Origin of the sequence: Chengkuizengella sp. SCS-71B, assembly GCF_040100845.1 — a bacterium.
GTDB lineage: Bacteria > Bacillota > Bacilli > Paenibacillales > KCTC-33759 > Chengkuizengella.
In genome coordinates this window covers 1101747-1116016 of the sequence record NZ_JAZHSH010000001.1, presented here as the reverse complement: position 1 = coordinate 1116016, position 14270 = coordinate 1101747, and the positions used below count along the sequence as shown (strand labels likewise).

Annotated in this window: 16 protein-coding genes; all 16 read right to left on the bottom strand. The window is 35.9% G+C overall.

What is annotated here, in order from left to right; translation table 11 throughout:
* Window positions 1-173 precede the first annotated feature (173 nt).
* Window positions 174-278, bottom strand: a complete 105-nt coding sequence (locus VQL36_RS05550; protein ID WP_349248358.1) for a CD1375 family protein — start codon at window positions 276-278, stop codon at window positions 174-176.
* 1 nt (window position 279) lies between these two features.
* Window positions 280-738: a hypothetical protein gene (locus VQL36_RS05545; protein WP_349248357.1), complete on the bottom strand. Its 459-nt coding sequence runs from the start codon at window positions 736-738 to the stop codon at window positions 280-282.
* Window positions 739-762: 24 nt separating this feature from the next.
* Complete coding sequence (locus VQL36_RS05540; RefSeq protein WP_349248356.1) at window positions 763-2454, bottom strand: hypothetical protein; 1692 nt, start codon at window positions 2452-2454, stop codon at window positions 763-765.
* Window positions 2455-2458: 4 nt separating this feature from the next.
* Window positions 2459-3568, bottom strand: coding sequence for a siphovirus ReqiPepy6 Gp37-like family protein (locus VQL36_RS05535; protein ID WP_349248355.1), 1110 nt, complete (start codon window positions 3566-3568; stop codon window positions 2459-2461).
* A 2-nt stretch (window positions 3569-3570) separates the two neighbouring features.
* Window positions 3571-4461, bottom strand: coding sequence for a phage distal tail protein (locus VQL36_RS05530; RefSeq protein WP_349248354.1), 891 nt, complete (start codon window positions 4459-4461; stop codon window positions 3571-3573).
* A complete protein-coding gene (locus VQL36_RS05525; protein WP_349248353.1) occupies window positions 4461-8273 on the bottom strand; it encodes a phage tail tape measure protein in 3813 nt (1270 codons plus the stop codon). Before VQL36_RS05525 ends, VQL36_RS05530 begins: the two co-directional genes overlap by 1 nt.
* Before the next feature lie 185 nt (window positions 8274-8458).
* On the bottom strand, window positions 8459-8794 hold the full coding sequence (locus VQL36_RS05520; RefSeq protein ID WP_349248352.1) for a hypothetical protein: 336 nt from the start codon (window positions 8792-8794) through the stop codon (window positions 8459-8461).
* A gap of 46 nt (window positions 8795-8840) precedes the next feature.
* Window positions 8841-9410: a major tail protein gene (locus VQL36_RS05515; RefSeq protein WP_349248351.1), complete on the bottom strand. Its 570-nt coding sequence runs from the start codon at window positions 9408-9410 to the stop codon at window positions 8841-8843.
* Window positions 9410-9733 carry a hypothetical protein gene (locus tag VQL36_RS05510; RefSeq protein WP_349248350.1) on the bottom strand — a complete coding sequence of 108 codons (324 nt, stop codon included), beginning with the start codon at window positions 9731-9733 and terminating at the stop codon, window positions 9410-9412. Before VQL36_RS05510 ends, VQL36_RS05515 begins: the two co-directional genes overlap by 1 nt.
* A complete protein-coding gene (locus VQL36_RS05505) occupies window positions 9730-10095 on the bottom strand; it encodes an HK97-gp10 family putative phage morphogenesis protein (protein WP_349248349.1) in 366 nt (121 codons plus the stop codon). The genes VQL36_RS05510 and VQL36_RS05505 overlap by 4 nt, the downstream gene beginning before the upstream one ends.
* Before the next feature lie 12 nt (window positions 10096-10107).
* The gene (locus VQL36_RS05500) at window positions 10108-10413 is read right to left on the bottom strand and encodes a phage head closure protein (protein WP_349248348.1); all 306 of its coding nucleotides are present in this window, start codon (window positions 10411-10413) and stop codon (window positions 10108-10110) included.
* On the bottom strand, window positions 10410-10691 hold the full coding sequence (locus VQL36_RS05495; RefSeq protein WP_349248347.1) for a hypothetical protein: 282 nt from the start codon (window positions 10689-10691) through the stop codon (window positions 10410-10412). The genes VQL36_RS05500 and VQL36_RS05495 overlap by 4 nt, the downstream gene beginning before the upstream one ends.
* On the bottom strand, window positions 10681-10962 hold the full coding sequence (locus VQL36_RS05490) for a hypothetical protein (protein WP_349248346.1): 282 nt from the start codon (window positions 10960-10962) through the stop codon (window positions 10681-10683). Before VQL36_RS05490 ends, VQL36_RS05495 begins: the two co-directional genes overlap by 11 nt.
* Before the next feature lie 57 nt (window positions 10963-11019).
* Complete coding sequence (locus tag VQL36_RS05485; RefSeq protein WP_349248345.1) at window positions 11020-12297, bottom strand: phage major capsid protein; 1278 nt, start codon at window positions 12295-12297, stop codon at window positions 11020-11022.
* Window positions 12298-12317: 20 nt separating this feature from the next.
* Window positions 12318-12965 (bottom strand): HK97 family phage prohead protease, encoded by a 648-nt coding sequence (locus VQL36_RS05480; protein ID WP_349248344.1) that lies wholly within the window; start codon window positions 12963-12965, stop codon window positions 12318-12320.
* 49 nt (window positions 12966-13014) lie between these two features.
* Window positions 13015-14268, bottom strand: a complete 1254-nt coding sequence (locus VQL36_RS05475) for a phage portal protein (protein ID WP_349248343.1) — start codon at window positions 14266-14268, stop codon at window positions 13015-13017.
* Window positions 14269-14270: the final 2 nt, after the last annotated feature.

The window sequence follows — 14270 nt, the reverse complement described above, 5'->3', positions numbered from 1 at the left end:
TTAAATAGTGAGGTTTCCGTAGAAGGATTCTATGAGTGCGTAATAGTTCTACCTTATATTCTATGTTTAAACCCTTCATTTTGGTATAGACAAGTGACTTGATTGTTTGAAAATGTGTTTTAACCCAAGTCCATACATAAAAATAGAACCTATACTGTGTATGGTTCCCCTTACTAAGCGTTATCTATCATTGTTTGAACTTCTGTTCTCCATCTAGTAGGTACATCGCCAATCGTTCTTAATCCCTTTTGGATTAAACTGAAATAAATTTTCGCCATATTATACACCTCCCCCTGCTGATAATTCTGCCAACTCTGCTAATGCTAATTGAGTTTGTGTATTCTCTGTTTCCTGCGCCTCTGCCATTTCAGCTAACCCTAACATAAGTTCAGTGTTTTGTGTTTCTAAGAATTGGTTTCGTTCTGTTAAAGTTAATACCTCGCTCTGTAAAGACTCGATAATTTGAGTATGAGGTCTTACGTATTCAGGGAACTCAAATAATACCTCATTGGTCTCAAGATCAATTCTAAAGCCACTAGCCTTTTCAAAATCACCACGATTTTCACCAAATTCAAGTTGTACAAAATCTACTTGTTCAGGATTTCTTGCTGCTAGTATGTCATACATAGCAAAATCCTGTTCTTTTGTTGTTTCAACAACGAATTGACCAATTTTTTCATCAATATGAAGAATGACCTCCCCTGTTAGAATATCAAAATATAGCTTTCTTCCTATCATTTTTACATTCTCCTTTTTCAAAAATTAAGCATACATTAGTTCACCATCTATTCTGCTACTCGCTCCAAATTCTCTATTTAAACTATAAACGTAAAATTCTAGATAAAATCCTTCGGAATTTCTGAAATCCCATGTATGACTTGTTAATGAATGTCTGAGTTCCTCATACGCATCATCCTCTTCTTTATAAATTCTTGCTAATTTTGTAGTAGAATCATCGATCTTTACCATAGAAAAAGAGTGTAAGTATTCACGTGCTACAGTTGAAGTGCTTTGTTCGCCAGTTGCTGCTAACACAATCCTCCCTGTCCCTCCAATATTTCTAAGTAATATCTGAGAGCTTGCAGAGTCACTTGTGGAGGTAAAGACATCAGAATGAAACCCAACGTAAGTATATGCTTCATCGGGATCAGCAATACTATTATTAAAGTCCGTTGCAAAACTAATCATGGACACTTTCTTATCAACTCGAATAATTTCTTCATTAAAACTCGCTCCATCCTCGGGTTTTGTAGGTGAATTATAAATCTTATATAACGTTGCATGATTAGGTTGTGCTTCTACAAGAGTACCGCCAACACCAAAAACATTGATCTCTTCTCGAATATTTTCCGCAGTTAAATTCACATCCCCTACAACATACCCTAAACCATTATGATAACCCCCTGGTATGGCTTGATTTACTGTACTAGGTGTTATAATTCTTTGTCCATTATTAGGCATAGAACCTGTTTGTTCACCTTCATCATTTGAAAATGAACTACCACTCAAAACTTGGTTTGATTGCGCGTTCCCACTCCCCCCTTCACCCTGTAAGATAAAATTTCCATTGTTATATCTAAATGTGTAAACTCCATTAGCTTTAAGATGCGTTGCGTCGTTTCCATTTGCTTTTTTTAGTGTTTTTGCACCAAGCCCATTAACATTTAGTGTTGGAGTCCCTATTGAATCTGCGTGTATGGCTACAACTATACCCAATCCGTCAGTATATTCAGTTGGTGCAGGTTCTAACATAACAATATAATTATCAGCAGTTCCAGTTGTTACTGCGAATGCAGGATGTTTTGTGTAATTTGTATGATGAGTGTTAAAATTATCTGTAATATCATTAATCTCATTTAATAGATTTCCTGCTACATCACCACTCAATGTGTCTTTAGCTGTGTCAAACCACGAACTAAATTCAGCATCATATTGAGCGAATAAACCTGTTGTGTCAATTTGATCTACAGTACCTTTGACGATTCCACACAAATCATCATTAAACCGTAAATCTGTTATTAGATTCTGTGAAATGGACGTTGTACCTTGTGTTATTTCAATATCCGCAAGTGCTAACTCAAATATATCTGCATCCCTCTGTACATCATTTGCAACTGGATTGGAAGCAAATTCACCCTTTTTGATTTTTGTTGTGATCTGTCTATTGAGAAAATCTAATTGAACAACTACACGATCAATACGGTTTAAAATCCCATCAGCAACATCAACGGTTAAAATAAGATCATCTGTGTTCTGATACATATATCCGTTGATCCACGCAACACCAGTTTTAACCCTAATTGTCATATCTCCACCATCGGCTATGATTTGTAAATTGTCAGCTACATTTGGGAATACTCCGTTTGTAATAAATTTTGAAAAGTATTCCGCAAAATCATCTGCCTTGTACTTCCGATCCCCATTCACGCTATTAAAAAAACTACTTTTTTCCATTTAATCACCCCATTCTGCTCTTTATATTATCTATCAAAGTTGGAATGTTGTTTCCAAAGTTAACTCGAATATCTACAACATCATTTTCATACACTTCTTCAATTGACGTAATACGTGTATTTAGTTGAATACCCCAGCGTTTGTTTTTAATCGTAACCAGATCTCCTAAACCAAAATCCTGCTTGTATACAAGGTTTGAGTACAAAGAAATGCCAGCTTCAAATGTTTTAATGCTCTGTAGTTCTGCAAGCTTACTAAGTCCACGCTCTTTTAACAACTCCTGGTATTCTGAATTAGACAATACTTGACCATCAATTTCACTTTGTAAATCTCTAGCATCTACATAATGTTCGACTCTATCAAAGCCTGTCATATCATCATTCATCGAATAAATTTTCCTATCTGATCCTTCACCCTCACCTGCAACAAGAGCCATGTTTTTATAGTTCCTAACACTATCTGAATACGTCTGATTAAGAATATTTTCATACTCTAAGGCAAAGATGGCTCTAGGATTCTCAAACTGTTCATCAGTTCGGTTAAAACCATCGAATACGTCAAAAATGTATTGTTTGTTCGTTATATCAAAGAGTATTCTCCAACCTACATCATGTTTATTTGCTAGTGTTTCCATAAACTCAGCAAGATTTTTATATGATACTGATTCATTCGCATGTGTTTCTATACTTCTGTTTTGAGAAAGTACCAAGTTTGGAATGACACGATTTACGTTTTCTGGTTCAATGCAATTTTGACTAACGTAATACTTCATTACTTCTTCCACTGATCCACTTTTATTTTGAGTACCCCAAACAATTCTTTGACCAATTAATTGATCTATAAAAAATCCTTGAACAATGCCTTTTTCTAATTCATCATCTTCAAGTAGGATAGAATCAATATAAGCTGCTTCTTCCGAGCTGTCGGACTTAACTAGAAGGTTGCCTTTTTGAAGCAGTTGAAGGGTTCTGATAGCTTCATCATCTGTCTGTGGTAAATTTACATGAAGTTCAACTGTTCCTGCCTTATAGTAGTTTCTAGTCCAAATCAAAGAGATGAACGAATCAATAATACCAATCATTTCAAACTGCTTATTAAAAACATACAATTCCATCTCTACACCCCCAAAAACTGTGCAGTATGATATATTGTGACTTCTAGGTTTTCAACTCTTTCCTCTGCATTCGATTGAAAGAGGTTATCTCCAACATCTAACTGCATAAATGCACTGTTAAAGTCCATGTAATTGAAGATGTTTGTTGTTACATTGTTGAGTAGTGACTCCACTCGTTTTTGTCCTTGATTGGTATTGATTGTTATGACCTCCCCTGCAACCATATCTTTGTTCAGTTTGAAATACTCCCTTGTGTTAACATTCAGAATTGAAGGATTTAAAAGCGTTCCTACAGCTCTAAATTGAATTATCATACCTGTTGGTGTTTGACCATCATTATAGACATTGACAATCAAGGACGGCACTCTCTCACCTAATTCAATTCCACCCGCGCCAAACTCTAATTCAAATTCAAACATCGGTGTCCAGGTCGCTATATCGGTTTTTACTTTTACTGTGTTTTGATAAAATGGGTTTCCTGCTGAGAGTTGAACAAGACATTTTTGCCAAGTGGAATTATTATTCTCAATTCCTTTCTCAAAATATGGTGTTGTCTCAACATTAGCTTCAATATACACACTTATCTCTGTTTTAAACTCTATTCGTACGGGGTTATATATGGGATTAAAAACTTTAAATACTCGATTTCTTTGCCTTTGAATCCAATCAGATTGTTTACTTTCTACTAGCATATAAAAAAGCAAAGAAAAATCTCTTTGCTCTAATTTAGATGATATAGGAATGGCACCATGCATTCGATGATTCGTAGCATAATTAGTAACTGCACTCAATCCACTTGTTTCTATGTCTTCCACTAACTTAAAATTGCTTGATTTAGATATAGTCAAAGTGTCTCCATTTTGATTTGTACATACCACTTCATGAATCCTCATCATACCCTCAACCCCATTGCCATCTGCTGAAGCATGATTTTGTTCTGCCTAGCTGTCTCATATGGTGATAATGGAGATGGACTATTTATCGTCACGTTTTGTACAAGGGATGTGGATTTCACAGGTATAGTTGATTCAGATTTCATGTTTGATGATGGTGTGTTTATATTTGGAATCGTAGCTTGTGCCATATTGTTTGTAGCTGCAATAACAGAGTTGATGTTGTTTTCCATACCTTCAGCTAGACCAATAGGAATCCACTTTCCTACATCCATCATAACCCTTGATGGAGAATGAATATCTAAGGCATCTTCCATCGTTCTCTTGACTACGTTAGCTATTTCTCTTGCTTTGCTAATGACTTTGGATTTCATTGTATTCATTCCATCAATTAAACCCTGCATTGCATCTTCACCAACACTTGGCAACTGCTCTTTTAAAGCTACAAATTCAGTTTTCACATCATTACGGATTTCTTGTGTTTTAGTTGTAAATTCACCTTTCAACTCTACCAATTTCTGTGTGGTTTTCTCATTTAATAATTGAAGATTTAACGATGTATCATCACGTAAACCAGCAAATGTTGTGTTAGTACCTCCGCGAATTTCACTCACTTTTAAAGCAAATTCATTTCTTACGTCTTCAAGTTGCTGTGAAGATGTATAATGTAGTTGTTGGATCTGTGTCTCAGTATCAGAGCGTAAACCACTCAGTTCAGCATGTGCTTGTTTCCTTGCTAGACTACTCTTCTCTTTCCACAATGCCTCGTATTTGACTAATTCTTCATCCGTTAAATTCAATAACGCTGCAATTTCTGGTGCTGCATTGGGACCCATTTGTCTTAATTCTTCCAGGAGTCCTTCATCTATTCCACGTTTGACTAGTTGGCCTATATTATCCGACCAAGTTTCTAAATGATTCACTTGACCTTCTAAATTTTTAATCAGTTCTTTTCCTGTAATATCTGCTGTAGTCACTACTTCTTCAAATAACCCTTTGAAATCATAAATAGATTTGGATCTTTCTTTAACTGCTTTTTCATATACTTCATTTAAGCGTTGTTCTTCTTCTTCGATGTTCGTGTTAATTTCTTGAGTCTGTTTTAAAAACGCTTCACTAGCTGTATTTAACTTTGAATAGATTTCTTTACGTACATCAAAGACATTTTGTTCGGCTAGTATTCTTTCATCTGTACCCTCTTTAAAAAGCCTTGTCGCTTCACTCCATATGGCAGCTTCTTCAGTTAGTGTTAACTGTTCTAGTTTGACTTCTTGATCTACCCATTTTTTAATGTTTTTGTATCTATCTTCGGCTGATCCCTCAACAATGGATTCTAACTTTTTTAAATTCTTTTCAGTGATTTTAACAGGTCCTAAAATGTCTGGAATAATGGCCTTAGAAAGTAGCTCTCCTTGATCTTCAATATCCTCTTGTGTATTTCCAATGCCATCCACAAACCCTTTCCCTGCCCATTCTCCTAATTCTCTCATGACTCTGGATGGTGAGTTAATTCCTAGAAGGTCTTTAACCCAATTCGGCAATGTTTCAGCTAATTCTTTAGCCTTTTCGATCACCTTATCTTTCAAGCCACCAATCCCATCAATAAACCCTTGAATAGCATCTTTTCCCATTTCAAACAAAGTGTCACCTAACCCTGAAAAATACTCATTGATGTTATCCCATACGTTCCAAAAGGTTTCCTTTACAGTTTCCCAAGCACCTTCCCAATCCCCTTGAAAAAGCTTTATAAAGGTTTGGATAATACCCATAATAATATCAGTGACATTATTGATCGTGAGTTTAATACCTTCCCACGCTATTTCAACAATGCCTTTGATGATGGGCCAGACCGTTTGAAAAACTGCTTGGATATATGACATGGCTACTTCTATCGCCTCAGAGATATAAGTAGTGAAAACATTAACTATTTCCATAATACTCTCGCCATTTTCATCCCAAAAGCCTTTTATTTTCTCAAGTTGTTCGTTGAAAAATCCAGTTACCGCACCCATGACTTGTCGAACTATATAACTTATAAATCCTAATGCTGTACTAAAAGCACTCTTGATTCTATCCCATATTTTTTTTACACCATCTCTGAAGGTTTCATTCTTTTTATACAAGGTTACAAATATAGCAATCAATCCTGCTATGGCTGCCACTGCAATACCAATAGGTCCTGTGATTGCTGCTAATACAGCAGAAAATCCTCCTGCACCACCAATAGCAGAAATAGCAGGTGTGATGACCGAAAGAATAGATCCAATTGACCTTACTAAAGTCCCTATTATGACAAGAATAGGCCCTATAGCTGCCGCAATACCAGCTAAAACTAATATTAATTTTTGTGTCCCTGAGTCCATTTCACCAAATTTACGAATCATATTCGTTACCGATTCTAAAACCTTATTTATGTGAGGTAGTATATAATCTGAAAGGGTTATCGCTAGGCCTTCTAAAGCTGATTGAAATTCCTTAAATCCTCCCTTCGTATTATCGCTCATGGTCTCCGCCATTTTACGAGCTGCACCATCTGCGTTAATCAGCATTTGTGTATTTTTACCAAGGGTATTTGACCCTGCTTCAAGTAACACCGCCCAATGTTTATATGCTTCTGAACCAAAAATCGTAGCCAGTGTTGCTGCTTTTTGTTCTTCACTCATTTCATGGGTTGCATTCTGCAAATCTCCAACTAAATCAGGAAGTGGTTTCATCTTTCCTTCAGTATCAAAAAAGTTCAAACTTAATACTTCCATTAACCCAGACATTTTTCCAGTTGGTTTTGCTAAACGCGTTAAGCTGGTTGAAAATGCAGCACCTGCTTTTTGTCCTTGAATCCCTGCATCCGAAAGTGACATGACTGCGGCTGTGGATTCCTCAATCGACCATCCAAGTGATTGTGCAGACGGAGCTAGATAAACCATGGCTTCACCTAGTTGTTCAACACTCGTATTGGCTGATGATGCTGCTTTTGCGATTACATCTGAAACATGTCCCGTTTGAGATGCTTCTATTGCAAAAGCACTCATGATATTTGACGTTATATCTGCGGCAGCACCTAAATCTAAGGCACCGGCTGCTGCAAGATCGAGTAGCCCAGGCATAGACGATAGTATCTCCTGTGTTTCAAATCCGGCCATCGATAAAAACTGCATACCTTCCGCTGCCTCTGTAGCTGAAAATTTAGTGGTTGACCCCAATTCTTTTGCTTGGTTTTTAAGTTTCAATACATCATTTTCAGTCGCTACAGATATCGCTTTTACTTTTGACATTGCTTCTTCAAAATTCGCACCTGCTACTACGATGCCAGTAGCCATAGCTGAAATGGGAGCCGTTAGTTTTAGCGATAAATCTTTGCCAATACTGCCCAATGAACTTCCTGCTTTTTTTAGAGAGTTCGATACTTCATCCATATGTTTCTTTAATTTTTTCCATGTGTTGGTTTGGTCTTCGATCTTTGCATTAACTTTATCTAATTCTTTTCGAGTGCTGTTCATGGCAGAAACGGTTTTGTTATATCGAATTAGAAGATTTTCAGTTTCTCTAGCTTCTTTTCCCTTTGTCTTTACGCTTTCTTCGTATTTATCACGAAGAGTTCTTACTTTTTCAGACTGCAATTGAAGTTTGGTAGAAAGATTATCCGATATAACTTTCAAGTCATCAACACTTGATCCAAACCCATCTACACTCGTACTTGCAACCTTAAATTCGCTTTCTACAGCTTTTAATTTTCTATTTATGTCTGTAATACTTTTTGTAAATTCAGCACTATCCAATCCGAGATTAACCTTTAGCGCTCCTACTTCTTCCATCTGTCCACCCCCTTACCATACCTGATCAATGAAACCTGTTTGTTCTTGTCGATCCTGACTCTTAGAGTTATGAATTCTAATGTGTACTTCTATAAGTCCATATATTTTTCTCAATGTACATTTCCAAAATGTCTTTTCATCCATCCCTAAAAGAACCGTTCCACAATAATATAGCCAGTCCCAATCTATTTGTTTTTGAGACTGGCTTGCTTGTTTTTTGAATCATTCGTTTCTGGTAATGAACTTTCAAATGCTTCTGTTATTTTTGACATTACGGTTGACATGTTAGACATATCAATCAGGCTTCCTACTTCCGTTTCTGTTAAATTCTCATGTGCTAATGCTGCATGGAGTAATTTGCGAGTCGCTTTAAAACTCATTTTCTGTAACTGATTGAATGCTTCTTGTATATCACCATAATGTTCTTCCAATTCAACAAGACTGTTCAAATCAAATAATAATTTTCGTTCTTTCCCACCTAATTCAATTTTTACCCCTTTTTGAGTCACGTTCTTTCCCATTTTTAACCCTCCTTATATTAAAAAGAGACTATGAAATCATAGCCTCTTACGCTGTTTCTTTATATACGCCAGTAAACCAATTCGTAATCACTGTTGCACTAACACCTGCATCCCCACTCATCACTGTTGCTTTCCATGCGTTGTCAAATTCACGTTTAATGAACTTACCTGTAATGGTGGGTGTTTGATATTCGATGTTTTCTCCTTTTGTTTTATAGTTTGCTTCCGGTAATTCAAACTTTCCTTTATACAACCACACAAATTGATTGTTTCCATCACTTGTGGGTGAATTAAATCCTAACGCAACATAAGGAGCTTGATCATCTGACTTTTTAATCAACACTCCCTCAGCATTTACTTCATGACCTAAAAGAAATTCCTGCATTTCAGTCGATAGAGAATCAATGTTTAATTCTACTTCAATATCACCTAAACTACTGTCTGTAGCTGCAGGACCATCATCAGCATATAAAGTCGCTGTGTTCACATTCGGTTTTATTTTCGCTTCAATCGCTAATGCAAGTCGCTTTGGTGTATCGTATGTTGCCTCTGTTTCATTATCTGTTTGCAATTCAGCAACATGAATGTTCTTTAATCCAATAATAATTGCACTCATTAAATTTCCCCCTTAAATCGTATTACTTTGTGAAAAATACCTGTTTCTTTTTCATATAAATCTGCTTCGCTTGTTCTTGTAAATCCATTTGATTTTATAGCCTGTTTTACTTGGCTTACTATCTCTGTATAGTCTGTATTACTCCACACATCAATCTGTATGAAGTGTGTTGTTCTTTGTTCTTCATCATCAGCATTGAGTCCTGATTTTTGGTTATATTCAAAGAATGAAATGTATGTTTTTTGACTTCCTGAGTAGTTTTGAAAACCTACAGGTACCCCGATATCTTTTAAAGAGTTTATGATGATTGCATTGATACTCATAGTTTCAACCTACTTTTAATGACGCTGGACATAACCTGTTGTATTTCATCTTTACAAGATTCAAATGCCGGCTGTACAAAAGGTTGCGGATCCATTTTAGATGTTCCAAACTCCAAAAAATGAGCGTAAAAAAAGTCCTGTGTAGGACCCACGTTTAACTTTCCATCTTTAATGGCAGAGATTATAATATTATCGGCTAGATGTTCTTTGTTGTAAGTAGATCGTGGTGCCAACTCTTCAATTTTTGCTCTTAAAACTTTCGCCCCTGCTTTCAATGCTTCATCTGCTATCTCTTGACTTTGGTTACTCATTTGCTCTAGTTTTTTAACTAGGTCATTCATTCCTTGCAATTCAAAACCCACCACATCACTTCCTTACGGTTTTTCATCGTATGTTTTACAAATGAGTTCAATATATCTTCCTTTTTCATAAGTGCGAACAATCTCGTATGTCTTACCTTCATACTCAAGATGTTTTTGTGATCCGTACTCTAAAGTATGAACCTCAAACATAATTTCCAACTCATATCCACTTTGTGCTGCAGAGTAAAATTCATTACTTTTGACACTTCTCTTTGCTGCTAGAATCTCTTTTTGATCCACAACAATCTTTTCAGGGAAGCCATTATCATTTATTCCATCTTCAATCTTCAATAGTTTTATGACTTGATCTAATCTCATTCCTCCACCACCTCGTCATAAGTCAATTGAGTCAATAACGTATTAAAGGCAGGAGAAAATTTAACTTCCCCACTATCTATTTGCCAAAGATCACCTACACCCATAACGATAACACTTACTGCTAGAGGATCATCCATTTTTGATTCTGATACTCCTGCATTTCTCATGAAAGATTGAACCGCTAATAATTTCTGAGTCAAAATACTATCAAATTCTGTACTCTCAAATGATAGGTTCAAACCTATTTTACATTGATTAAGTAATTCCTCATTTGCCATCACCAGCACCGACTTTCAAGTCAACACTATGAGGTACCAAGACAATGTTTAATCCTGTTTGTTCATTTTCAAAACGTACTTTTTGGGATAGCTGCTCATGCTCTGCTTTAGATAATGCTTTTTTAGCTTGAAAGTAAATAATATCATCTGCTTGTTTAACTGTATTTGCTTTCTTATTTTCTACTATCTCAGGTTTCTCTTTTTGTGGTTCTGACTGTTTGGTTTCAATTGTTTCTGTCTTTTCTTTATCATTATTTTTGGCTTTTGCCATTGTTTATCACCTCGTCACATAAGATTTAAAAAAGAGAGAGGACTTATATCCTCTCTCTTAGGTCGCTACTCCCTTTTTGATAATAACGACTCCATTTGGGTCGATAAGTTTACCATCAGCAATTAAGATTGCTTTATCCACCCATTCATTTGTATCATGATCGAAATAACGGTACATCATCATTTGCATGTTGCTATTGAAACCATAATTGCTTAAATTACAATAGACAGCAACAACTTCATTGTCTGCAGCATCATCATATGGTGAGATAACGTCATCCTCAACTTGAATAACTTCTTTCCCACCAAACCTTTCTTGAGGGCCGTTAGTAATACCATAGTTTATACGTCCTACAGGTTGTCCGTTAGCATCAGTCATACCATCAATGTAGCCTTCAAACGTACCTGAAGCCATTAAAAATGTTGCCCCTGCTTTATAACTTAAAGGCATCTTTGCAAAAACTTTCTTTTTCCAAGCACTCCAACTTTCAAACTCGCTCGAAGAAAGGGTGATAACTTGTGTGTTTGGCACGCGACTATCCAAAGTGATTCCAAGCGCCTTTCCTGTTCCGTCACCTTTAATAATGGCAAAATCTAATGCTTTAACCATTGCTTCTGTAATAAGATCAGTAATCGTATTTTCAAATCCAGTTAATGTTACAGTGTCAGCTAATAAAGAAGTTGAAACTTTGCATTCCAATCCGTAATAACTAAATGAAATGTTACTATTAGCTTGAACTTTTTTCTTATCAGATGAATTATTCTCACCTATCCAAGTAGCCTGCGGTTTAAGCGATAAAACAGGAATGGTAGTTCCACCTTTGATACTCAATTTCCTAACACGACTAAACACCTGTCCATAAGAAGTTACTTTTTTAATAATTTCATTAAGAATAGTAGAAGGGATCACTGCAGATACATCCCCGGTAGTTGTAGTAGCACCGGCTCTAAGTTCAGGTGATATGTTTCCAGTCTTAGCAAACTCCATAAATGCTTTTCGATATTCAATGGTTGCGTAATGATCTTCTGGTTCAGCAGCTCTTTGTTGTGCTTGTTGTTGACCTATACCATATGTGGCAAGTGGATTTAATTGACCTTGTGGTGTAGTTCTTTGTTCTCTCTCTGGATTAGATCCGCTATTAGGAATCTGAGTTCCATTATCCTCTGGGATAGCTTCTAACTGCATTCTAAATTCAGTAATTTCATTATTCAATGCCTCAATTTGCTCCCCAATGCTTCTCACTTCCTCAATGCTCTCGCTGTTCTTTCCCTTTTCTTTTAATGCTGCTCTTGCTTCTTCTTTTGCCTTTATTTGTTTTAATAAGAAATCTTTCATTTAATTCACTTACCTTTCTATTAATATAATGTTTCTAGTCTTAATTTTTCTAACTCAAGTTGCTCGTTTTCCGAATTATCCAATTCTTTTGACCTAACATTATCCAATGCTAGTTTGGCATTATCCAATGCCTCTTTGTCTCGAGCATGTATATCAGTTCCAGAGTAAGCTGGAAACGTGACAGCAGAAACTTCTATAACCTTCTTAATCTTTTGAATACGTCTAGTTGGCATATCACTATCTAGGTCCTCCCATTTTTCCTCCTGAACATAAAAAATGAAACTCATGCCATCCAGATCCCCTCTTTCAACTGAAGAATATAAGCTTTTAGCATCAGCGTTGTTTTCAGTATCAAGATTCGCACGCATAAACAAACCTTGATCATCAACACTTAATTGCATTGTTGAGTTACTGTTGTTTCGTCTACTTCGCGCTAAAGGAATCTTCCTTAAGTCATGATTTGTGCTAAATAAAACATCGTCAAAGTCTGTACCATCAAATGCCCCTTTCTCAATCACTTCATTGAACCACCCCCCTATATTCGTTTTTTGATCATATACAGCAGCATGACCTTCTATAGTGTTTTGTCCTTCGCCAGCTCTAACATCTGGCATTCCAAAACTACGGATTACCTTTTCATTCTTATTCGGTAACTTTTTTTCACCCACTCAAATCCCTCCTTGAAAAATAAAAAAACACCCATTTGGATGCTTATTGCTATGATGTTTCTCCTTCTGAATTTGTGTTTCCGTTTTTAGCCCTTCCCATCTGGTAGGAGTTAACCAAATCTACATCAATGTAATTCAACGACATTGTCCTCTTCTCGCCACCTTTAATTGGAGGATAGCCTATTAATGCTAGTTTTTGATTATCTGTTAATAACCCTTGTTCTCCTGCTGTTTTAAGTAGGTCCAACTTAGCTGACGTACTCAAATACATCATGTCTTTTTGATAAAAAATAATTTCATTCCCATGATTTAGCTGGCTACTAGTAAAAAGGGTTTTACTAAATGCTTGTCCCAAACTAATAATGATAGGTTCAAGTGTTTTTTCATAAAATGCTTGGTACTGTTCATCGGTAAAATCACCACTGAGTATTGGAATTGGAACACCATAATATCGAAGGACCTTATTGTCTAAGAATTGTAACGTATCTTTGTCGATAATCTTAGGATTTGCTTTAATATCGGTATAATCACCTTTTAAATCTAAGGCGATTATTCCTGATTCATTATTTTTTATAGCTGCTTCAAACTTTTTTCGCTCTTCCTCCTGTTTCTTATCTTCTAGCATAGTTTTTATATTTAAAATACCTGTAACCGATAAACTCTTTTTAATTGCTTTATCTAATCCTTGTAATACAGTGTCGTTAATCTCTAATACTTTCAATATAGCTGAGTTATCTGCTTGACCGTTCATTCCACCTCCCATGACTTCATTTACTGAAAACTTTTTACGCAAGTGAATAACATCACTATATGGCAAGGTATATTCTTGACCATTGGAGAAAGAGAACTTTGCAAAGAATTTACTAGTAGAATCCTGCAGGAACGTCACTTGTGCTGGGTTTATCGGATAAAAGCCAGTGTATTCCCTATTTTCCGTACCTTCATAACGTACAAGATCGTAAGTCGGATAAATAAAGGCATTATTATTCATATATAGAAGCCATATCACTTTCTCTATGAAATCTCTTGTAGTCATTAACTCATTTGGACTGAACTTAAACAAACGATTTATACTTCCTTTTACAATTGTCTGCATACCATTACTGTCCATTCTAATATGCTTTGGTTGTAACTTACTGCATTCAGTAGCTATACAATCGATGGCTGACTGTATAACGTCAGAAGCATATATATCAGTTCCAAATTGATTAAAGATAGGTGTATAACCATTTAAAAGTTTAGCTTGCTGCATATATTTATTATTTTTGTTTAAAAAACCTTTCATTGAGTTAAAAAAACCCAATT

Bases quoted from the DNA above. Each gene is read 5' to 3' on its own strand.
- VQL36_RS05550 (WP_349248358.1), bottom strand. From the start codon at position 278: ATGGCGAAAATTTATTTCAGTTTAATCCAAAAGGGATTAAGAACGATT.
- VQL36_RS05525 (WP_349248353.1), bottom strand. From the start codon at position 8,273: ATGGAAGAAGTAGGAGCGCTAAAGGTTAATCTCGGATTGGATAGTGCT.
- VQL36_RS05485 (WP_349248345.1), bottom strand. From the start codon at position 12,297: ATGAAAGATTTCTTATTAAAACAAATAAAGGCAAAAGAAGAAGCAAGA.
- VQL36_RS05535 (WP_349248355.1), bottom strand. From the start codon at position 3,568: ATGGAATTGTATGTTTTTAATAAGCAGTTTGAAATGATTGGTATTATT.
- VQL36_RS05540 (WP_349248356.1), bottom strand. From the start codon at position 2,454: ATGGAAAAAAGTAGTTTTTTTAATAGCGTGAATGGGGATCGGAAGTAC.
- VQL36_RS05495 (WP_349248347.1), bottom strand. From the start codon at position 10,691: ATGGCAAATGAGGAATTACTTAATCAATGTAAAATAGGTTTGAACCTA.
- VQL36_RS05520 (WP_349248352.1), bottom strand. From the start codon at position 8,794: ATGGGAAAGAACGTGACTCAAAAAGGGGTAAAAATTGAATTAGGTGGG.
- VQL36_RS05500 (WP_349248348.1), bottom strand. From the start codon at position 10,413: ATGAGATTAGATCAAGTCATAAAACTATTGAAGATTGAAGATGGAATA.
- VQL36_RS05530 (WP_349248354.1), bottom strand. From the start codon at position 4,461: ATGAGGATTCATGAAGTGGTATGTACAAATCAAAATGGAGACACTTTG.
- VQL36_RS05515 (WP_349248351.1), bottom strand. From the start codon at position 9,410: ATGAGTGCAATTATTATTGGATTAAAGAACATTCATGTTGCTGAATTG.
- VQL36_RS05545 (WP_349248357.1), bottom strand. From the start codon at position 738: ATGATAGGAAGAAAGCTATATTTTGATATTCTAACAGGGGAGGTCATT.
- VQL36_RS05490 (WP_349248346.1), bottom strand. From the start codon at position 10,962: ATGGCAAAAGCCAAAAATAATGATAAAGAAAAGACAGAAACAATTGAA.
- VQL36_RS05510 (WP_349248350.1), bottom strand. From the start codon at position 9,733: ATGAGTATCAATGCAATCATCATAAACTCTTTAAAAGATATCGGGGTA.